Origin of the sequence: Nonomuraea terrae (assembly GCF_004348995.1) — a bacterium.
Lineage (GTDB): Bacteria > Actinomycetota > Actinomycetes > Streptosporangiales > Streptosporangiaceae > Nonomuraea > Nonomuraea terrae.
The window spans coordinates 78,796-98,795 of sequence record NZ_SMKQ01000004.1 but is presented as its reverse complement, the minus strand read 5'-3'; the positions used below and the strand labels follow the sequence as shown (position 1 = coordinate 98,795).

General features: G+C 73.1%; 17 protein-coding genes. 10 read left to right on the top strand and 7 right to left on the bottom strand.

Annotation, left to right across the window (positions count from 1 at the left end; all coding sequences use genetic code 11):
• Window positions 1-31 precede the first annotated feature (31 nt).
• Entirely contained in the window at window positions 32-1,252 is a 1,221-nt protein-coding gene (locus E1286_RS02890; protein WP_132608701.1) for a cytochrome P450 family protein, read from the top strand.
• A 2-nt stretch (window positions 1,253-1,254) separates the two neighbouring features.
• Here E1286_RS02890 and E1286_RS02885 read toward each other — a convergent pair whose 3' ends face one another.
• Both E1286_RS02885 and E1286_RS47495 read right to left on the bottom strand, forming a co-directional pair.
• Entirely contained in the window at window positions 1,255-1,980 is a 726-nt protein-coding gene (locus E1286_RS02885) for an SDR family oxidoreductase (RefSeq protein WP_132608700.1), read from the bottom strand.
• Between the two features lie 134 nt (window positions 1,981-2,114).
• Window positions 2,115-2,255, bottom strand: a complete 141-nt coding sequence (locus E1286_RS47495) for a hypothetical protein (protein WP_165969539.1) — start codon at window positions 2,253-2,255, stop codon at window positions 2,115-2,117.
• A gap of 285 nt (window positions 2,256-2,540) precedes the next feature.
• Between E1286_RS47495 and E1286_RS02880 the strand changes: the two genes are divergently transcribed.
• On the top strand, window positions 2,541-3,467 hold the full coding sequence (locus E1286_RS02880) for a hypothetical protein (RefSeq protein WP_223189494.1): 927 nt from the start codon (window positions 2,541-2,543) through the stop codon (window positions 3,465-3,467).
• 69 nt (window positions 3,468-3,536) lie between these two features.
• Window positions 3,537-3,962, top strand: a complete 426-nt coding sequence (locus E1286_RS02875) for a hypothetical protein (RefSeq protein WP_132608698.1) — start codon at window positions 3,537-3,539, stop codon at window positions 3,960-3,962.
• 4 nt (window positions 3,963-3,966) lie between these two features.
• Here E1286_RS02875 and E1286_RS02870 read toward each other — a convergent pair whose 3' ends face one another.
• From E1286_RS02870 to E1286_RS02855, 4 genes are all read right to left on the bottom strand, one after another.
• On the bottom strand, window positions 3,967-8,475 hold the full coding sequence (locus E1286_RS02870) for a caspase, EACC1-associated type (protein WP_132608697.1): 4,509 nt from the start codon (window positions 8,473-8,475) through the stop codon (window positions 3,967-3,969).
• Window positions 8,476-8,727: 252 nt separating this feature from the next.
• Window positions 8,728-9,969 carry a peptidase C39 family protein gene (locus E1286_RS02865; RefSeq protein ID WP_132608696.1) on the bottom strand — a complete coding sequence of 414 codons (1,242 nt, stop codon included), beginning with the start codon at window positions 9,967-9,969 and terminating at the stop codon, window positions 8,728-8,730.
• An 83-nt stretch (window positions 9,970-10,052) separates the two neighbouring features.
• Entirely contained in the window at window positions 10,053-10,655 is a 603-nt protein-coding gene (locus E1286_RS02860) for an HAAS signaling domain-containing protein (RefSeq protein ID WP_132608695.1), read from the bottom strand.
• Between the two features lie 8 nt (window positions 10,656-10,663).
• Entirely contained in the window at window positions 10,664-11,014 is a 351-nt protein-coding gene (locus E1286_RS02855) for a PadR family transcriptional regulator (protein ID WP_132608694.1), read from the bottom strand.
• A gap of 102 nt (window positions 11,015-11,116) precedes the next feature.
• Between E1286_RS02855 and E1286_RS02850 the strand changes: the two genes are divergently transcribed.
• Window positions 11,117-11,779 carry an adenylate kinase family protein gene (locus E1286_RS02850; RefSeq protein ID WP_132608693.1) on the top strand — a complete coding sequence of 221 codons (663 nt, stop codon included), beginning with the start codon at window positions 11,117-11,119 and terminating at the stop codon, window positions 11,777-11,779.
• Window positions 11,780-11,820: 41 nt separating this feature from the next.
• On the opposite strand, the gene E1286_RS02845 is transcribed toward E1286_RS02850, so the two are convergent.
• On the bottom strand, window positions 11,821-13,626 hold the full coding sequence (locus tag E1286_RS02845) for a right-handed parallel beta-helix repeat-containing protein (RefSeq protein WP_165969538.1): 1,806 nt from the start codon (window positions 13,624-13,626) through the stop codon (window positions 11,821-11,823).
• A 208-nt stretch (window positions 13,627-13,834) separates the two neighbouring features.
• On the opposite strand from E1286_RS02845, the gene E1286_RS02840 reads away from it, so the two are divergent.
• Genes E1286_RS02840 through E1286_RS02815 form a run of 6 tightly spaced genes read left to right on the top strand, consistent with a single transcriptional unit; the run spans window position 13,835 to window position 19,964 of the window.
• The gene (locus E1286_RS02840) at window positions 13,835-14,890 is read left to right on the top strand and encodes a LacI family DNA-binding transcriptional regulator (protein ID WP_132608691.1); all 1,056 of its coding nucleotides are present in this window, start codon (window positions 13,835-13,837) and stop codon (window positions 14,888-14,890) included.
• Window positions 14,887-15,813, top strand: a complete 927-nt coding sequence (locus tag E1286_RS02835; protein ID WP_132608690.1) for an ABC transporter permease — start codon at window positions 14,887-14,889, stop codon at window positions 15,811-15,813. The genes E1286_RS02840 and E1286_RS02835 overlap by 4 nt, the downstream gene beginning before the upstream one ends.
• Window positions 15,810-16,676: an ABC transporter permease gene (locus E1286_RS02830; RefSeq protein WP_132608689.1), complete on the top strand. Its 867-nt coding sequence runs from the start codon at window positions 15,810-15,812 to the stop codon at window positions 16,674-16,676. Before E1286_RS02835 ends, E1286_RS02830 begins: the two co-directional genes overlap by 4 nt.
• 29 nt (window positions 16,677-16,705) lie before the next feature.
• On the top strand, window positions 16,706-18,220 hold the full coding sequence (locus E1286_RS02825) for an ABC transporter substrate-binding protein (RefSeq protein ID WP_165969537.1): 1,515 nt from the start codon (window positions 16,706-16,708) through the stop codon (window positions 18,218-18,220).
• Window positions 18,217-19,182 carry an ABC transporter ATP-binding protein gene (locus tag E1286_RS02820; protein ID WP_132608687.1) on the top strand — a complete coding sequence of 322 codons (966 nt, stop codon included), beginning with the start codon at window positions 18,217-18,219 and terminating at the stop codon, window positions 19,180-19,182. Before E1286_RS02825 ends, E1286_RS02820 begins: the two co-directional genes overlap by 4 nt.
• The gene (locus tag E1286_RS02815) at window positions 19,179-19,964 is read left to right on the top strand and encodes an ABC transporter ATP-binding protein (RefSeq protein WP_246074361.1); all 786 of its coding nucleotides are present in this window, start codon (window positions 19,179-19,181) and stop codon (window positions 19,962-19,964) included. Before E1286_RS02820 ends, E1286_RS02815 begins: the two co-directional genes overlap by 4 nt.
• Window positions 19,965-20,000 lie beyond the last annotated feature (36 nt).

The window sequence follows — 20,000 nt, the reverse complement described above, 5'->3', positions numbered from 1 at the left end:
GACGGGTACGCGACAATGGCAACCCCTCACCATGGAGACTTTCTTGGAGATGCACCCCTTACCGGCGCCTGGCGAGCGGCTGTCACAGACCGTGCGCCGGCTCCGCGACGAGGCCGGGCCCGTCACGCCGGTCGAGTTGCCGGGTGGAGTCGCGGCCTGGCTCGTGACCAGCTACGACGCGGTCAACGAGATCCTGGCCCACGACAGCGATCTCTTCAGCAACGACCCGCGCAACTTCGCGGCGCTGCACGACGGCACCATCCCGGCCGACTGGCCCCTGCGGTACATGGTCCAGGCCGATCATCTGCTGATGAAGGACGGCACCGAGCACCGGCGGCTGCGCAGCCTGGTCAGCCGGGCCTTCACCCCGGCCCTCGTGCACGCGCTCGAACCCGGCATCCGCACGCTGGCCGGAGAGCTGCTCGACCGGGTGGCGGACGAGGGCGACGGGGTCGACCTCGTCCGCCACTACACCGAGCCGCTGCCGATCACGGTGATCTGCGAGCTGTTCGGCGTCCCGGCGCAGGACCGCGACCACATCCGCGACTGGACCAGGACGCTCGTCTCGTTCGGCGCCGCCCCGCCGGAGCTGGCGAAGACGGGCGCGGAGCTACGGGCGTACCTGAGCGCGCACGTCCGGTGGCGCCGCCGCGACCCCGGCGACGACCTCACCACCGCCCTCTGCCTCGCGCGGGACGAGGACGGCGACGGGCTCATCGACGACGAGCTGGTGTGGGTCCTCTGGGTCATGATCATGAGCGGTCACGAGACCACGGTTCACCTGATCACCAACGCCGTCGTGGCGCTGTGCTCCGACCGGGAGCAGCTCGGCGCGGCCATCGCCGGCGACGGCTGGGCCGAGGTGGTCGAGGAGGCGCTGCGCAGCCGCAGCTCGGTGGTCAACGCCCTGTGCCGCTATCCGCTGCGTGACGTGCGGATCGGCGGGGTGACCGTGCGGGCGGGGCAGGCCCTGGTCATCGGGTTCGGCGCGACGGGGACCGACCCGGCCAGGTTCGGCGAGGACGCCGAGCGGTTCGACGTCTCGCGCGCGCCCGAGGCGCACCTCGGGTTCGGCCGCGGGGAGCACTCCTGCCTGGGCGGGCCGCTGGCCCGGCTGGAGGCCGGGATCGCCCTGTCCATGCTGTTCACCCGCTTTCCGGGGCTGCGCCTGGCCGTGGACGCGGGCGACCTCGACTACACCTTGTCGATCTCGACCGAGGGGCCGACGGCGCTGCCGGTACTGCCGCGGTGACCTCAGCGCTGCCGGGCGGGACGGACGATGATCTCGTTGACGTCCTCGGCCGGCGGCCGGCCGATCGCGTACGCGATGGCGTCGGCGATGCTGCTCGGCGGGATGGAGTTCGCCCGGTACGTCCGCATCGTGTCCCGCGCGACCGGGTCGCTGATCGACTCGGCCAGCTCCGACTCCACGACGCCGGGGGAGACGGTGGTGACGCGGATGCCGGGGTCGAGCTCCTGGCGCAGGCCCTCGGTGATCGCCCAGGCGGCGTACTTCGTGCCGCAGTAGACGGCGGCCGTCGGCGACACCTCGTGCGCGCCGATCGACGCGACGGTGACGAAGTGGCCCGAGCCCTGGCGCTGGAAGTGCGGCAGGGCCGCGGCGATGCCGTGCAGCAGGCCCCGGACGTTGACGTCGATCATCCGGTCCCACTCGTCGACGAGCAGCGCGTCAAGCCTGGACAGCGGCATCACGCCGGCGTTGGCGATCATCACGTCCACGCGGCCGTGCCGCTCGGCGGCGGCGTCCACGAACGCGGCGACGTCGCGCCGGTCGGTGACGTCCAGGCGGTGGACGTCCGCCGAGCCGCCGGCCGCCTCGATCTCCTTGGCGGTCGCGGCGAGCCGGTCCTCGCGGCGGGCGCCCATCACCACGCGGTGGCCTTCGGCGGCCAGCCGCCGCGCGGTGGCCTCGCCGATGCCGCTGCTCGCGCCGGTGATCAGGATGACTTTGCTGGTCATGCGTTCTCCTCGAAGGTTTCGGGCACGCCGGGACGGCGTTTCGGGCATGGAAGGATGGCGAGCCGGCGGTCGCCGGCCACGTGGGTGACAGGGTGGTCAGTACGCCTTCGGGCGGCCGGAGGCGAGGCCGCCCGTCAGGGGCTCCCCGGATCGGCCTGGTGGACGACGCGCTGCCGGCCGGGCGCACCGTTCACGTGCGGGGCCGGCGCGTCTTCGGGCCGGACCGGCTCGCGGCGGGCCCTCGGGAAGCGGCCCAGCGGGTTGTCCGTGTCCATGGTTCGAGGCTAGGCGGGAATCGCGTGCCGAGGGTGGTCGTGGCACTCCCACCCAGGGCGGCCCCGCGCGTTCGGCGCCGGCGCGTACTCCCCTGGCCGGGTGGATCGTATGGCGGGGTAAGGGCGAGCCAGGGTCCAGGAGGGCGAGGTTAGGGCGGGGTGGTCTGTCCGATAGAGACTAGTTTGTGGCGAATGTCTATTCATAGCGTGCATCTCGTCGGCAGTGTCCCGCTCGGCGATGCCGAGGAGGTCTTCCGTTCCGTGACCGGTCGGCTCGGAGACCGCTTGCGGCGGGTCACTGACGGGGAGACCGGGGCGCGGGCCAACTGGACGTTCTGGCAGGGCGCGGTGTTCGCCAGGACCGCCGGCCTCGTCACGGACGGCAACCAGAACGGCGAGTACAGCCGCACCGCGAAGTACCGGCTGCGTGACGGGTTCGACCCCGCCGAGCTGAGCTTCGGCGAGCTCGGGTACGCGGCGGCGGCGCGCGCGTCGTGGCAGGTCTTCGAGCGCCTGCGCGACGACGGCGTGCTGCCCGACATCCGTTTCCAGGTGAGCCTTCCGACGCCGATGGCCCCCGTACGGCTGTACGGCGCCCCGGGGTCGCAGGCCGCGGTCGAGCCGGCGTACGAGGCCGCCATGCTCCGCGAGCTGGAGCTGATCGCCGACGCCGTCCCGCACGACCGGCTGTCGATCCAGTGGGACACGGCGGTCGAGTTCGGCATGCTGGAGGGCGTCTTCCCCGGCTGGATCCCCGATCTCGAACAGGGCATCCTCGACCGGCTGACCCGCCTGGGCGACGCGGTCCCCGCCGGCGCGGAGCTCGGCTACCACCTGTGTTACGGCGACAGCGGACACCGCCACTTCGTCCAGCCCAAGGACACCGGCCGTCTCGCGGCCGTCGCCGACGCGCTGGCCGACCGGCTCGCCCGGCCGCTCGCGTGGATCCACCTGCCCGTCCCCATCGACCGTACGGATCCGGCGTACTTCGCCCCGCTGCGCGGCCTGCGGCTGCCCGCCGATACGGAGCTCTACCTGGGGCTCATCCACGCGGGCGACGGTCTGGAGGGCGCACGACGGCGGGTCGACGCCGCACGGACGGCCGTCGGCGCGTTCGGCGTGGCCACCGAGTGCGGCTTCGGGCGCCGCCCGCCGGAGTCGATCCCGGGCCTGCTCACTTTGCACGCCGCCGTCGCCGGGCTCGTGGGCTGACAGTGCCGTCCCGGACGGGTCAGGCTGAGCCCCGGGCCGCGGGCGGATCGATAATGCCGAGTGGAGGGCATGACGTTCTGGGCTGAGGAGGCGCAGAGCATGCACTGGCACGCGTACCGGTGGGCGGGAGCGGGTGCCGACCGGGACGACGAGGAGGAGCGCAGGCCGTCCTCGCCGGAGTTCAGGGCCTCGGCGCTGCCGCCGATGCGTACGGGGGACTGGCTGGCCAAGCCCGCCTCGCGGATCGCGGCCGGCTTCGACGACGTCGAGGAGGCGGTGGCGTGGCTGGCCGCCGAGTACGGCAAGGTGCGCGGGGCGCTGCTCCACCCGGAGGGCGTCCCCCTCGACGAGCGGCTGGCGAACGCCCGTGACCTTCTGCCGCGCGGTGTGGACGTCCAGTGGGGCGAGTGGCTGCGGGGCGGCCGGTTCGTCACGATCGGCGTGATCTGCTGCCCGAACCGGCACGCCGCCCACCCCTGCCCTACCGGCCGCTGAGCGTTCAGTCGGCGGTGCAGGGCGGGGTGAAGGGACGGCCGGGGACGTACCGGGACCACTCGGCACGGGTGATCGACGTGCCGGACGCCTCGCAGACGTTCGCGCTCGCCTGCTCCACGTTCAGCCCCCACAACTGCGCAGCCGCGCCGGACGCGCCGGCCAGCAGCGAGCCGTCCGGGCCGAACTCCACGTCGCGCACCGTGTCGCGGCCGGATAGCACGGCCCACAGCGCCGGGCGGGCCCGGCTGACCACGTTCCAGATCCGCAGGGTCGCGTCGCGCGAGGCCGTGACGAGGGTGCGGTCGTCGGGGCCGAAGGCGACGGCGGACACGCCGGCGGTGTGGCCCGGCAGGTCCGCCAGCCGCTTCGGGCTCTGCGGACGGCTGACGTCCCACAGCCGCGCCGTGCCGTCGGACGACGCCGTGGCCAGTGTCCTGCCGTCGCGGGTGAAGCCCAGGTCGAGCACGCCGCCGGTGTGGGCGGCGAACGAGCCCAGGTCACGCGGTTCCGCCGGGGTGGAGACGTCCCAGAGCCGTACGGACGAAGTGCCCGAGCCGACGGCGAGAACCCGGCCGTCCGGCCGGAACACCGCCGCGCTCACCCGCGCGTCGCTCGCCCCGAGCGCGGCGACCCGCTGCGGTGCGGCCGGGTCGGCGACGTTCCACAGCAGCGCCCTGCCGTCGCGGCCGGTGGTCACCACCATGCGGCCGTCCGCGCTGTAGGCGGCCGTGCGCACGCCGTCGGTGTGCCCCGCCAGCGTGCCGAGCTGTTTCGGGGCCGCCGGGTCGGCGACGTCCCAGATGCGGGCGGTGCGGTCGAGCGAGGCCGTGAGGAGGCGGCGCCCGTCGGGGCTGAACGCGGCCGCCGTGACATGGCCGGTGTGGCCGGTCAGGATCGACTGCGGACTGCTCACCGCGGGGTCGGAGACGTCCCAGAGCCGTACGGTCCTGTCGTCGGAGGCGGTGGCGAGGACGCGGCCGGCCTTGTCGATCGCCAGCGCGCCCACCGCGCCGGTGTGGCGGGCCAGCCGGGCGCGCGGGGCGACGCGGGCGGCGTCGGTGGCGTTCCACAGCCGGGCGATCCCGTCGGCGGAGGAGGTCGCCAGGTGCCGGCCGTTCGGGCTGAACGCCACCCCCGTCACCGCGTCGGGGAAGCCCGCCAGCGACGCGACCAGCTCGGGATCATCCGGGTCGGCCACGCTCCACAGGCCGACCGTCGCGTCGGCGGAGGCGCCGGCCAGCACGGTGCCGTCGGGGCTGAAGGCGATGTCGTCCACGGGGTCGCCGTGCCCGCGCGCCGTGCCGACCAGCTCGGCCGCGGTGATGTCCCACAGCTCGACCGCGCCGGTGCCGGAGGAGGTGGCCAGGTGCAGGCCGTTCGGCGCGAACGCGACGCTGCGCACGCCGCCCTGCGCGGACGTCAGCACGGCCAGGCTCGCCGGCTGGGCCGGGGTCAGCACGTTGAGCAGCGTGACGGTGCCGGCGGAGGTGAGCGCGACCATGCTGCCGTCGGGGCTGTAGGCCACCCGGGCGAGACCGGCCTGCTGGCCGCGGACGGCGACCTGGCGGGCACGCGCCGGTTCGGCGACGTCCCACAGCCGCATCGAGCCGTCGAGGGACGCGGTGGCCAGCACGTCGCCCTTCGGGCTGAACGCCACCGAGCCGACCTCGTCCTCGTGGCCCTTCAGCGTGGCCAGGGCGCGTGGCGCGGCGGTGTCGGAGACGTCCCAGAGGCGGGCCGTGCCGTCGGCCGACCCGGTCGCGAGCACCCGGCCGTCGGGGCTGAACGCCGCCGCGACCACGCCGCCCGTGTGGCCCTTCACCACGCCCAGGCTCGCCGGGCGCAGCGGGTCGGCGACGTTCCACAGCCGGGCGGTGGAGTCGACGGAGGCGGTGACGGCGACCCGGCCGTCACGGCGGTAGGCCACCTGCTGGACGGGAGCGGTGTGGCCGATCATCCGGGCGCCGATCGGGCGGGAGAGCGAGCCGAGCAGCGCCCCCCTGGCCTCGGGGGTGGCCGACAGGCGGTAGGCGGCCAGGGCCAGCTGTGACCCGAGCGAGGTGTCGCGCGCGGCGTTGGCCGCGGCGGCGACCTGGCGGGAGAGCGCCTGGTCGCGCTGCGCGGCCGCCTCCGCCGCGCGGCCGCTCGCCTGACCGGCCCGCACCAGGGCCACGATGCCGCCCGCCGCCACGACGAGCACGAGCGCCGTCAGCGAGGCGATCGCGCCCCTGGCGATCAGCGAACGCCTGCGCCCCCGATGCCGCGACGCCTCCAGGAACTCCCGCTCGACGTCACTGACCCCGCCACCCGCGGACGGAGGCGACGCCGTGCCTCCGCCGGTCCGCCGCCCCACGCGGGCGGGCGCCGTGCCCTCGCCCCCGCCGGCCCGCCGTCCCGCGCGTGCCGGAGCCGTGCCCTCGCCCGTCCCGATGACGGCCTGGGCGGTGGCCAGGCGGTCGCCGGTGTACAGGTACGCCGGGTCGCGGCCCTCGCGTCGCCACATCTCCGCGTCCTCGGTGAGGCGGCGGCGGACGAGCAGGGCCGCGCGGCCGGTCTCGGCCCAGCTGCCGAGCCGCGGCCAGGCCCGCACCAGCGCCTCGTGGGCGAGCTGCGCCTCGTCGCCGTCCACCGTGACCAGCCGTGCCCGGACGAACTCCGCCAGCACCTGCCCCTCGATGGAGTCCTTGCCGGGGCTCAGCTCGGCGAGCGGGACCCGCCGCCGGGCGCCGTTGCCGCGCGCGTCGACGTGCACCAGCCGGACCAGCAGCGCCCGCGCCACCGGCTCGAACTCCGCGCCCAGCCGCCGCAGCGCCTCCTCGCCGCTCATCGCGACCGCCCGCGCGACCCCGCCCGCAGACCGGTAGCCGGCCATGGTGAGCACGCCGCCGGTACGCCGCTGCCAGGTGGCCAGCAGCACGTGGGACAGCAGCGCGAGCAGGTCGTCCGCGCCGCGCAGGGCCCGCAGGTCCTCCAGGATCAGGTCGGTGAGCCCCGGCTCCACGGACAGCCCCGAGCGGGTGGCCGGCTCCTCGATCACCCGGCGCAGCTCGGCCTCGGTCATCGGCGCGACGACCTCGGGCCGGCGCGCCGCCTCCAGCAGGCCGGGGTAGGCGGCGCAGTGGCCGAAGAAGTCGCTGCGCACGGCCATCACCACGGCGGCCGAACGCGACAGCTGGGCGAGCGTCTCGGCGAAGCGCCGCCGCTCGGCCTCCTCGGCGCAGACGGTGAAGACCTCCTCGAACTGGTCCACCACCAGCAGCAGCGGCCCCGGCAGCCAGCGCCGCGCCGAGCCGGGATCGGACTCCATGACCGCCCGCAGCCGCTCGGGGTCGCCGCCGCCGAACGCCGTGAGCGCCCGCGCCAGCGACGTCAGCGGCCGCTCGCCGGGTGTGAGCAGGACGCGCGGCGGCTCCTGCCCGTGGCCGTCGCGCAGCGCGGGGATCAACCCGGCACGCAGCAGGGACGACTTCCCGCAGCCCGACGGGCCGGTGACGAGGATGGGGCCGCCGCTCTGCTCAGGCCCGCTGACCACCGGGGGAGCGGCGTCGCGCAGCGCCTGCCGCACCCGCGCGGCCAGCGCCCTGGCCGGCTCCTCCCGGCCGAAGAACAGCCCGGTGTGCTCCGGCTCGTACGCCGCCAGCCCTCTATAGGGGCTGTTCAGGTCGCCGGGGGAGGCGATGGGCGGGTTCTGCCGCTTGCGCGGCCCGGCGTGGGCGGGGTTGACGGCGAGCGGCGGCAGCCCGTCGAGGTCGCCCGCCAGGCGGCGCGGGCGCGGGAACCCGGCTCCGGGCAGCACGCCCGCCAGGTGGTGGTGGACGTGGTCGAGCGTGAGCGCCTCCGGCCCCGCCGGGTCGCCCTCGGTCAGCAGCCGCAGCAGCGCCCCGGTCAGCGCGGTGTGCCGGACGCCGGGCAGCGCCCAGGAGTTGCCGTCCCTGCTGGACGACGCCAGCACGTACGCCCCCGGCCAGGCCGCGTCGAAGGCCCGGTCCACCGCGCGGGCGGGCACCGGCCGGCCGCCGCCGGTGAAGCAGCAGTCGAGCACCAGGACGACGTACTCGGCCGAGGACGAGGCGAGGATCCGGCGGACGGTGGTGTACGGCAGCGCCTGGTGGCCGGCCGCCCCCTGCCCGAGGTCGGCCGTGGCCTGCGTCGCCAGGTACAGCTCGTGGTCCGGGCCGAACACGCCGTGCCCGACATAGTGGAACATCAGCACGCTGGTGGCCTCACGGGCCGCTCGTTCCAGCGCCTCGCCCAGCTGGGCGGGGGTCGCCGGGTCGAGCAGCACGGTCAGGCCGGACGGGGCCAGGCCCGCCCGCTCGACCAGGCACCGGCCGAGGTCGGCGAGGGTGGCCGGGACGGCGGCGGCCGTGGGCAGGCGGGAGGCCGCCAGGTGGGTGCCCGTGCCCGCCACCACGGCTCGCGCGCCCTCGGAGGCCAGCAGCAGGGGCGGACCGTTCCACTGGGGCCGCACCAGCCGGGTCTTCTCGAGCGTCGCAGATTCGTCCTCGGTCATCGGGCGCTCCACGGCGTGGAAGGTCAGTCGGCCACAGCGGTCGGGGACATCGCGCGCGGCGGCAGCTCCGGCCCCGCAGACGGACCCGGCTGCTCCGGACGACCCCCCGATCGGCGCGTATCACGGCGGAAACGACGGGTGGTCCCGCGGTTTCCGGTTGTCAGGGTACGCAGGTCTTGGCCGGGCGTCGAGGTTTCCGCCAGGTTCCCCAAGGTGGGAGCCCCGGGTCCGTGGATCCGGGGCTCCGGGCGGTCACCAGTTGGCGGGCAGTCCCGGCGTCGTGGCGGGCAGCGCGTGGCCGGGCGGGTGGATGACGTACACCACGCCGCCGCTGCGCAGCCAGACGTTCTCGAAGTCGGCCCGCGGGTAGACGCGGCGGACCGCGTCGTTGGAGGGCGACGCCGGGTCGTTGGCGATCACATCGCCGTCGGCGGTGAAGCCGACGACCGTCATCAGGTGGCCGTCGGTGCCGTATCCGGCGCCGGGCAGCTCGCCCTTCTTGAACGACTGCGAGGTGACGACGGGGATGCCGGCCTTGATGAGCAGCTCCAGCTCGGTCAGCGACCGCAGCCGGGTGACGAACCCGTCCATTCCGTACCGGCCGGCGTAGGCGATGTTGAACGGCCAGTTGCCGGCGCCCTCGTAGGCGTGGTCGTAGGTGTGACGGGCGGCGTGATCGACTTCGGGGTTCGGGTCGGACGGGTCGACCCAGGCGGTCTCCTCCGCGCTGGGCCACCGGTCCCAGTGGCCCAGCACCATGGTGGTCGAGGTCGGGCTGCACCACGCCTGGCCCCCGCCGTCCCACTCGGGGTAGTGGCCGGCGTGGACGTTCTGGGAGCGGCGCGGCACGGTCAGCTCGACGCCCCACGCGGCGCCGCCGGGGCTGACCGGCACCTTCTTGCGCTCGGGAACGCGGGAGCCCATCACCCCGGCGGTCCTGACCCGCGGCGTCACGGACGAGCCCGGCGTGCGGTAGAGGGTCAGGCGCAGCTGGTACGCGCTCAGCGGCTTGCCCGCCGCCGCGGCCAGCGTGTCGACGTTCACGGCGGCGTCGGCGTCGCTCTGGCCGGGGACCGACGTGCGCAGGATGTCGCCTTCCGCGTACGCCCAGCGGCCCAGGGAGTACCACGTCGTCAGGCCCTCGGCGTTGCGGCCGCGGAGCTCGACCTGCATCCAGCTCCCCGGCGGCACGTCGGCCGTCCAGGAGGCGATCAGCTCGGTGGCGGGGAAGCCGATGTCCCGCTCAGGGGCGGTCCACCGGGCGTACTCCCACGTCTTGGTGCCGAGGGCGTCGGTGTGGGAGACGGTCCCGGCGGCCGAGCCGAACGACAGGCCGTCACCGGCCGTCGTGCCCTCGGCGGTCCCGGAGGAGAAGCCGGCGCGGTGGTAGACGACGTCCGGCACGGCGGCGGCCGGTCGGCTCGCCGCCCCCGCGGGCGCGGGGGCGGTCGTGACCAGCAGCAGGGTGGACAGGAAGACGGTCAGCGCACGCATGGACCCACCTTCTCCGAAGGCATCTGGTCCGGCCGACCCTAGGCGCGCCGCGCGGGCAAAGCATCGGGAGATCTACGTATGGGTCACCGGGGCCGGACGACCCGGCCTCTCTTGACGGCGCGGGCCAGGGAGACGACCGACGCCACGAGCGCCGCCACCCCGATGGCGATCGCGGCGGCCTGCGGCACCTCGACGGAGGGATGCCCGCCGTCGAGGCCGCGCCCCACGAAGAACGTCGCGATCGCGCAGGCCGCGAGAGCGAGCGCGACCAGCTTGTACGTCCTCCCGCCCGTGACGGCCCTGGCCCCCGCGAGCAGCACGAAGATCGCGGAGATGACGAGGCCGAGGCCGAGCGTTCCCGTGATGATCTCCGCCCGCGTGAGAACGATGGGCCCGTCCAGCCCCGCCAGCAGCGAGCCGCCCCCGACGTAGACCAGGGCGCCCGTGAGCGCGGCGCCGAGCGTGTGCGGCAGCGGCGACGGTTTGCCCGACCTGGTGTCGAGCTGGGCCGCGACCTTCGCCGCGTACTCCTTCGGGCTGCCGAACGCCACCCTCGGGTCCTCTCCCGTCTCGGCCACGTGGGACTCCACCTCGGCCAGCACCTCGCCGACGCGCTCGCCGGAGATCTCGTGGAGCCTCAGCGCAATCGTCAGTTCGTCGCCGTACCTCTTGTCCAGCACGCTCATGCTTGTCATCACCTCTTGTCCATTCCGCGTTGCACCACGGCGATCGCGGTCTTCGCGAACGTCACCCACTCCGGCCCCATGGCCGCGAGCGCCTTGCGCCCCTCGTCCGTCAGGGCGAAGAACTTCCGCCCAGGCCCGCCGTCCCCGGCTCGCCACTCGGCCCGCACCAGGCCGTCGGTGGCCAGTCGGTTGAGCAGCGGATAGAGGGTGCCGGCCTTCATGTCGGGCAGCCCCGCCTGTTCCAGGCGTTGAAGAAGCGCGTACCCGTAGCTCTCGCCGCTGTCGGCGAGCAGGGCCAGCACGGACAGGTCGAGCACGCCGCGCAACCACTGTGTCCGTCTGGTCGTCACATCCGCCATGGGAAGACAGTAACGCCAACTAGTAGGTCTCGCATAGTAGTAGGCGTCATAAAGTTCTGAGGCGGTCATCACACCGCGCGGCTTTCCGGGCAGGAGTGCGGCATGCGGAAATACGTGATCATGGGCGTGCAGGGGAGCGGCAAGGGCACGCAGAGCAAGTTGCTCGCCTCCGACCTGGACCTGGTGCACATCAGCGTCGGCGACATCTTCCGCTGGCACGTCAAGCGCCACACCAAGCTGGGCGCCCAGGTCCGCCGCCTGGTCGCCGCGGGCGAGCTGGTGGGAGACGACCTGGTGGAGGACGTCGTCAGAGACCGCCTCCAGCTGCACGACTGGAACTACGGCTTCGTCATCGACGGCTTCCCGCGCAACCGGCGGCAGACGGAGTTCTTCCTGGAGAGTTACGACATCGACGGCGTGATCCACCTCGACCTGCCTGACGACGAGGTGCGCCGCCGCGTGCTGTCCCGGCGCCTGTGCTCGCGCTGCGGCATGGACTACAACCTCATCGCCCACCGGCCCGAGGTGGACGGCCGCTGCGACGTCTGCGGCGGCGAGCTCGTCACCCGGGCCGACGACACCCCCGACGCGCTGGCCCGCCGCCTGGCCGACTACCGGACGAAGACCGATCCGGTGCTGGAGCTCTTCCGCCGCAAGGAGTACGTCCTGACCATCGACGCCCGCGCCGACAAGGCCTCCGTCCAACAGACCATCAGGACCCGCTTCGGCCTCCCGCCCTACACGCCTCTTCCGAACGCCGGTTAGACGGGCGCCGGTTAGACGGGCGCCGGTTAGACGGGCGCCGGTCAGACGGGGGCGCCGAGGACGACGCCGCGCCAGGATCCGCCGTCGGAGAGGGCGAGGCCACGCTTGCCCGTCTTCGGGTCGTGGACCAGCACGAGACCGCCGGCGTGGTCGGCGGCGTCCGGCAGTGCGTCCGGCGCGTGCTCGGACAACACCACCCGATGCGCGTACACGGCACGCATCCGCCGGTCGGCGCTGCCCAGATCCCGGACGTTGTCGGCCGGCGGCACCAGTCCGTTCGCGTTGGAGATCATGGAGACCAGCTCGTTGGTGGACGTGGTCGAGCAGAGCAGCTCGGTGGCGGCCGAGCCCGACCCGTTGACCGGGACCACGCGCAGCCCGCCCTTGACGCCCGGGTTGGCGTTGCTGCCCTCGACGACGAACGAGCCGTAGCGGTCCTCGCCCGCCGTGACGGCGCCGGTCCAGGTGCTGACCACCCTGGCCGCCGCGCCCATCGGCCCGGCCACCTCGATCCGGTTGAACCGGCCGGGCGTGGCCTGCACGAACGAATCGTCCCCTACCGGGCCCGCGACCAGCGGCACCTGCTCGGAGCCGTTGCCGATGACGTGGGAGTCGTGCAGCCCACCGGTGGTCAGGATCGGCGGCCGGCCGGCCGGATCGGCCGAGATGACGTTGCCGATGATGCTGAACGTCCGGGCCGCGCCGTTCACCCTGATCGCCGCGGCGTCGTTCCTGGCGCCGAGGTTCCAGTTGTCGAACGAGTTGTTCGCGATGGTGACCCTGCTCGCGTCGTTCTCGAACCGGATCGGCGAGTGGTTGAGCCAGTTGAACGAGTTCCCGCTGATGGTGACGTTGTGCGCGGTCACGCCGCTGGAGAACTGGACGGCGCACGGCCCGTTGTTCTGCGGCGGCTCGAACCCGCCGAGGACGTTGTCGCCGATCGTCAGGTCGTGGCCCCCGCTGGTGATCTCGATGATCGGGCCGTTGTCCGCCTTCTCCACCACGTTGCCGGTGATGGTGGAGTTGCTCACGCTGCCGATCAGCAGCCGCCGGCCGATGTCGAGCAGGTTGCCCTGGATGATCATGCCGCGGAAGTCGGCGTTCTCGGCGCCCTGCGTGACGATGGCCTGGAACGGGCTGTGGAAGTGGTTGCCGGTGATGAGCCACTTGCGCAGCCCGTACGGCGGGAGATGGTCGGCGCCGCCTTCCGTGCCGCCGCCCGGCCAGGCGAGGCTGATGCCGGTGGTGCAGAGGGCGACGAGGTTGTGCGCGAAGTAGATCCCGCGGCCGACGTGGTCGACGGCGAGCTTGAACGACACGAACGTGCACTCCAGGATGGCGGCGTCGGTGTCGTCGGTGTTGGCCTCGCCGGCGAAGCGCAGCGCGACGTTGTTCGCCGTCTTGGCCGGCGCCACGAACGCGAGGCCGTGCACGGCGGCGAGCGAGCACCGCACGTCGATGCCCACCCCGTCGTGCTCGACCTGGATGATCGAGGCGCGGTTCGTCATGGTGCTGTAGCCGCGCAGCTGGATGCGGTTGAAGGGCTCGCCGGGCAGGTCGGGGATGACGATCGTGCGGGTGATCCGGTAGGTGCCCGGCGGGAAGACGACGATCCGGTTCAGCCGGGTGCCCTGGGCGTCGATGGCCTGCTGGACGGCGTCGGTGTCGTCGTGCTTCCCGTCGGCCAGCGCGCCGAACTGCTGCGGCGTGACGACGTCCGCCGGGTCGGCGGCCGAGACCGACACGGCCGCCGCGGGCGCCGCGCCCCACGACGCGGTCGCCGCGGCCGCGCCCAGGGCCGCGCCGCCGATCCGTAACAGCGCTCGACGATCGGTGCCTTCGGACATGGCGCCTGCCTCCTCAAATGGCGGTTGATACGTATAGACCGGGGATCGTACAGAGGCAGATTCCGGCTCACAAGAGTCAATAAACGCCGCTTTTGTCGCTTCTCCACGACACATGACTGCAATGTCGGAGAAACTTCCCTCTTGTGGAGACCGCTTCGCGGTGCCTAGGGTGGCCCGCAGTCGTTACGTATTAGTCACCTGGATTGCCATGCCCAAACGAGTCGGGCCGAGACGCCCCACCCAAGTCGAGATCGCCCAGCGGGCAGGAGTGTCCCAGGCCACGGTCTCGCTCGTGCTCAGCGAGCGCGACGGCGCGCCGGTGTCCGAGGAGACCCGCCGGCGGGTCCAGCAGGCGATCGAGGACCTGGGCTACGCGGTCAACCCCGCCGCGCGGGCGCTGCGCGGCATGACCGTCAAGACCATCGGCCTCTACACGTTCGAGTCGGTGTTCCCCGTCGACCAGCGGGACTTCTACCATCCGTTCCTGGTCGGCGTGGAGGAGGAGGCGGCCCGGCTCGGCTACGACCTGCTGCTGTTCACCTCGGCCAACACCGCACAGCGAGGCGTCTACGCCAAGGGGCGCAACGCGCTGCTGAAGTCCGACGGCTGCGTCCTGCTGGGCCGGCACATCTCCAGGGACGATCTGGCGAACCTGGCCAAGGAGGGTTTCCCGTTCGTCTTCATCGGACGTCGTGACATAGAGGGCGCCGAGCTGTCCTACGTCGCCCCCGACTACGTCGCCCCGACGGCCGCCCTCGTGGAGGAGCTGGCCGCGCTCGGGCACCGGCGCGTCCTGCTGCTGCGGCAGAGCGACGGCGCCGAGCCGGGCGAGGACCGCGAGCTGGGTTTCCGCCAGGGCGCGCGGGCCGCCGGCCTGGCCCCTGACGACCTGCTCGTCGAGTACTCCGGCGGCGCCGGGGACATCGGCGCCGACCGGGTCACCGGCTGGGTCCGCGACGGCGTCACCGCGGTCCTGGTCGAGCCGTCGGAGGACAACGCCACCGGCGTCGCCCTGGCCGAGGTCGCCGAGGCGGCCGGCGTGCGGATCCCCGACGACCTGTCGGTCGCCTTCCTCGGCTCCGCGCCCGCGCCGACCGCTACCAGGATCTGGACGTCGTTCGAGATCCCGCGGGTCGAGATCGGCCGGGCCGCGGTCCGGCTGCTGGTCAACCTGCTCGAGGGCGCGGAGGAGCCGCCTCTCCAGCTGCTCGTGCCGTGCATCGACGTGCGCGGCAACTCGATCAGCCGGGTGGTGCGGCGATGACCAAGTACGCGCTGCGCACCGCGGCGACCGGCGTCCTGATCATCTTCGGGGCCGCCACGCTGGTGTTCTTCATCATGCGCCTCGCCCCGGGCGACCAGGCGATCGTCCTGCTCGGGCCGGACGCCACGGCCGCCGAGGTGGCCGACGCCCGGGCCAGGCTCGGCCTGGACCAGCCGCTGCCGGTCCAGTACTGGCACTACCTGGGCCAGTTGGTGACGCTCGACTTCGGCGAGTCGTACCGGTTCGGGCAGCCGGCGCTCGACCTCGTGTTGTCCCGGCTGCCGGCCTCGGTCGAGCTCGCCCTGGCGGCGACGGTCGTGGCGATGCTGGGCGTCGTGTTCGGCGCGCTGGCCGGCGCCTACCGCGGGCGGTGGATCGACCGCGGGATCTCCGGTCTCGCCCTGACGCTCTACTCCATGCCGCCGTTCTGGATCGGGATCATGCTGATCCTGGTGATGGCGCTGCAGCTGCGGCTGCTCCCCAGCGCCGGCGTCGGCACACCGGCCCACATCGTGCTGCCCGCGCTCACGCTCGCCGCGCCCTTCACCGCGCTGCTCACCCGGATCACCCGTAGCAGCGTCGCCGAGACCATGGCCGAACCCCACGTGCGGCGCGCGTACGCCAAGGGGCTCAGCACCCGCGAGGTGGTGACCGGGCACGTGGTGCGCAACGCGGCGACCCCGGTGGTCACCGTCGGCGCGCTGCACATCAGCACGCTGCTGGGCGGCGCGGTGATCGTGGAGAGCGTCTTCTCCTGGCCCGGCCTCGGCTCGCTGCTGGTGACCGCGGTCAGCAACCGGGACTACTCGATCGTGCAGGCCGCCGTGCTGCTCATCGCGGCCATCGTGGTCTGCTGCAACGTCGCGGCGGACCTGATCGCGGCCCGGCTCGATCCGCGGGTCCGGCTGGGAGGCGCCTCATGAGCGCGATCACCGTAAGGACCCGGCTGTGGCCGGTCCGCCTGCGCTCCACGCCCGCCGTCGCCACGGCCGCCGCGGTCGTCCTCGCCTGCTACCTGCTCGTCGGCCTCGTCGGGCCGTTGCTGATCCCGTACGACCCGGTGGCGACCAGTGTCGCGGACCGGCTGCTGCCGATCGGCGCGGTCCGGCAGGACGGCACGCTCGCCCTGCTCGGCACCGACGGCGCCGGCCGCGACATGCTGGGCCAGCTGGTCCACGGCGCCCGTACGTCGATCGTCATCGGCGTCTCCGTCGTGGCCACGTGCCTGGCCGTCGGGCTCGCCCTCGGCACCCTCGCCGGCTACCTGGCCGGCTGGACCGACGTCGCGATCTCCCGGCTGATCGACGTCCTGATGGCCTTCCCCGGCATCCTGCTGGCGATCGTCATCGCCGGGCTCTTCGACCAGGGCATGCTCGTCGTCGTCCTGGCGCTGTCGGTGGCCGGCTGGGTCGCCTTCGCCAGGCTCGCCCGCGGCCTGACCCTGTCGCTGCGCGTACGGCCCTGGGTCGACGCCGCGCGGCTGATCGGGGTGCCCACCCCGGTCGTGATCGTCCGGCACATCATCCCGTTCGTGATCGGACCGGTGACCGCGCTGGCCACCACCGAATTCGCCGGCGCGGTGCTGTCGGAGGCCGGTCTCAGCTTCCTGGGCCTCGGCCTGCCCTCGTCCACGGTGTCCTGGGGCCAGGTCATCGCCAACGGCAAGGACTACCTGGACACCGCATGGTGGATCTCGGCGCTACCCGGCCTGGCGCTGACCGGCCTCGTGGTGAGCACGGGCCTGCTCGGCGACCACCTCACCCAGCGTCTCGGCAGCAGTCGCTGACCCCTCAGTCAATGTCAGGAGTGATTCGCATGAGGCCGATACGGCTTCGTCGTGCGGTGGTCCTCGCCACCGCGACATTGTCCATCGCCGGGCTCGTCGGTTGCAGCACCACCACCGGCGGCTCCACGGCGGGCGGTGACGTGCCGCAGGAGCTCGTCGTCGCCGCGTGGACCCCCATCGAGAACCTCGACCCGCACGGCGCCTCCGCGATGGACAACGGCACCCAGGTCGCCGCCAAGGCCATCTACAGCGCCCTGGTCCGCACGGTCGGGAAGGGGCAGTTCGAGGGCGTGCTCGCCGAATCGTGGCAGCCCAACGAGGACGCCACGGAGTGGACATTCAGGCTGCGCGGCAACGTCACGTTCTCCGACGGCAAGCCGGTCACCAGCGCCGACGTCGTGGCCTCCTTCAACCGGGTCCTGGAGCTCAAGGGCGCCATGGCGAGCAACTACGCCGGCCACGAGGCCAAGGAGAGCGGCGCCGACACGGTCGTCATCACCTCGAAGGACCCCGACCCCGCGCTGCTGGGCAAGCTCAGCACCTTCTACGTCACGCCCGCCGCACAGGAGAAATGGGACAAGCCGGTCGGCTCCGGCCCGTTCGTCGTCGAGCGGTTCACGCCGGGCCAGAGCCTGGTGCTCGCCCCCAACCCCGGCTACTGGGGCGGCAAGCCGGCCCTGCGGCGACTCGAACTACGCAGCATCGGGGAGACGGCGGCGCGGATGACCGCGCTGAAGACCGGCGAGGTCGACCTGACCTGGGCCGTGCCGGACGACCAGCTGCCCGGCCTGCAGGCCAACAGCGACCTCGTGGTGGAGAAGGACCAGGGCAACGGCGTCATCACCATGTGGATGAACAGCTCCGCCAAGGGGCTCGGCGATCCCGCCGTCCGGCGCGCGCTGTGGCAGGCCGTCGACTTCCCCACCATCGTCACGTCGTTGTTCCCGGAGACCGGCTCGGTGGCGGACTCGGTGGTGACCCCCAACGTGCTCGGCTACGCGCCGCAGACCCCGGTGAAGTACGACCAGGCCGCGGCCAAGGCGGCACTGGACAAGGCCGGCTGGGACTACGACCAGACGATCAGGTTCCAGTTCTCCCAGCCGCAGTTCCAGCAGTTCACCGACGCGGTGGCGAGCGACCTCGCCAAGATCGGCGTCAAGGTGGAGCCGATCCAGAAGGAGTCGGCTGTCTTCCTGCAGGACCTGCTGGCGCTCAACTGGGAGCTGAACATCCAGCAGCTCGGCACGGCCGGCTTCGACGCGGCGACCAACCTCGGCCGGTTGTACACCTGCGCGGCCAAGCGCATGGGCTACTGCAACGAGGACCTCGACAAGCTGCTCGCCGAGGCCGGCTCGACCAGCGACACCGCCAAGCGGCAGGAGCTGTACGCGCAGGCCAACAAGATCATCTGGGATGACGCGGTCGGCATGTACCCGATGTACGTGCGCACCCTGTACGTCCGCAACAAGTCGGTGCAGGGCTTCACCGTCCCGCAGGACCTCACGCCGGACTTCTCGAAGGTCCGCATCGGCGGCGACGGATGACGGACGCGCTCCTCCAGATCGAGCACCTGTCGATCGACCTGCCCGGCCCGGCCGGCCCGGTCCGCGTGGTGGACGACGTCTCGTTCGCCGTCGCGGCGGGCCGGACCACCGGCCTGATCGGCGAGTCGGGCAGCGGCAAGACGATGACGGCGACCGCCGTCATCGGCCTGCTCCCGGCCGGCGCCGAGGTGTCCGGCAGCATGTGGTGGCAGGGCGAGGATCTGGTCACCATGGCGGAGAAGGACCGGCGCCGGCTGCGCGGGCGCGCCATCGCCATGATCTTCCAGGACCCGCAGTCGGCGCTGAACCCGACGCAGACGATCGGCCGCCAGGTCGGCGAGATCCTGCGGCGCGGCGGCATGCCCAAGCAGGAGGTCCGCCAGAAGGTGATCGACCTGCTCGACCGGGTCGGCGTGCCGGACCCGCGGACCCGGCACGCGCAGTACCCGCACCAGTATTCGGGCGGCCTGCGGCAGCGCGCCATGGTGGCGACGGCGCTCGCCGGCTCACCGCAGCTCATCCTCGCCGACGAGCCGACGACGGCGCTCGACGTCACCGTGCAGGCCCGCATCCTCGCGCTGCTGCGGCGCATCCGCGAGGAGGAGGGCATGGCCATGCTGCTGGTCAGCCACGACCTGCGGGTGATGGCGCACGTGGCCGACGAGGTCGTCGTCATGTACGCGGGCCGGCTGTGCGAGATCGGCCCCGGCCGCGAGGTCCTGAGCAGCCCGGCGCACCCGTACACGCGGGCGCTCGTGGTGAGCGTTCCGGCCGTGCGCAGCAGGACGGCCATCGCCGAGCCGCTGCCGGGCAGCCCGGCGAGCCCGGCCGACCGGCCGAGCGGATGCCCGTTCCACCCACGGTGCGCCAAGGCGCGGGCCGTCTGCCGTACCGAGGTCCCGCAGATGCGGCAGGTCGCCCCCGGCCGGCAGGTCGCCTGTCACTTCCCGGAGGAGACGTGAGCTTGATCGAGGTACGCGACCTCGTGGTCAACTTCCACTCCCGCAGGGAGCGCAGGCGCGGCAGACCGAACGCCGTCGACGGCGTCTCCCTCGCCGTACGCCCCGACGAGACGCTGGCGGTCGTCGGCGAGTCCGGCTCGGGCAAGACCACGGTCGCCCGCTGCGTCGCCGGCCTGCAGACGCCCCAGGCAGGAACAGTCCTCTTCGACGGCGCCCCGGTCGGGCGGGTGGCGAAACGGCCGCCGGAGGTGCGCCGCGCGATCCAGATGGTCTTCCAGGATCCCGCCGCCTCGCTGAACCCACGGATGACCGTACGGTCGATCATCGCCGAGACCTGGCGGACCCACCGGTCGGCCGCCCCGGCGGACCGGTCCTGGGACGACGCGATCGCCGAGCTGCTCCGGGACGTCGGCCTGGACCCCGGCGTCGCCGACCGGCGCGCGCCGTCGTTGTCCGGCGGGCAGTGCCAGCGGGTCAGCATCGCCCGGGCGCTCGCGCTGCGGCCCCGGCTGCTGGTCTGCGACGAGGCCGTCTCGGCGCTCGACGTGTCGGTGCAGTCGCAGATCCTGCGGCTGCTGGCCGGCCTGCGCGCCTCGCGCGAGCTCGCCATCCTCTTCATCACCCACGACCTCGGGGTGGTCAGGCAGATCGCGGACCGCGTGGCGGTCATGCACCAGGGCCGCCTGGTCGAGACCGCGACCGCCGACGACCTGTTCGAGCGGCCCGGCCACCCCTACACCAGGAAACTGCTCGACGCCGCCCTCGACCTCGAAGGCGCCTGACCTCCCACACAACAGGACGGAGCATTTTGGAATCGC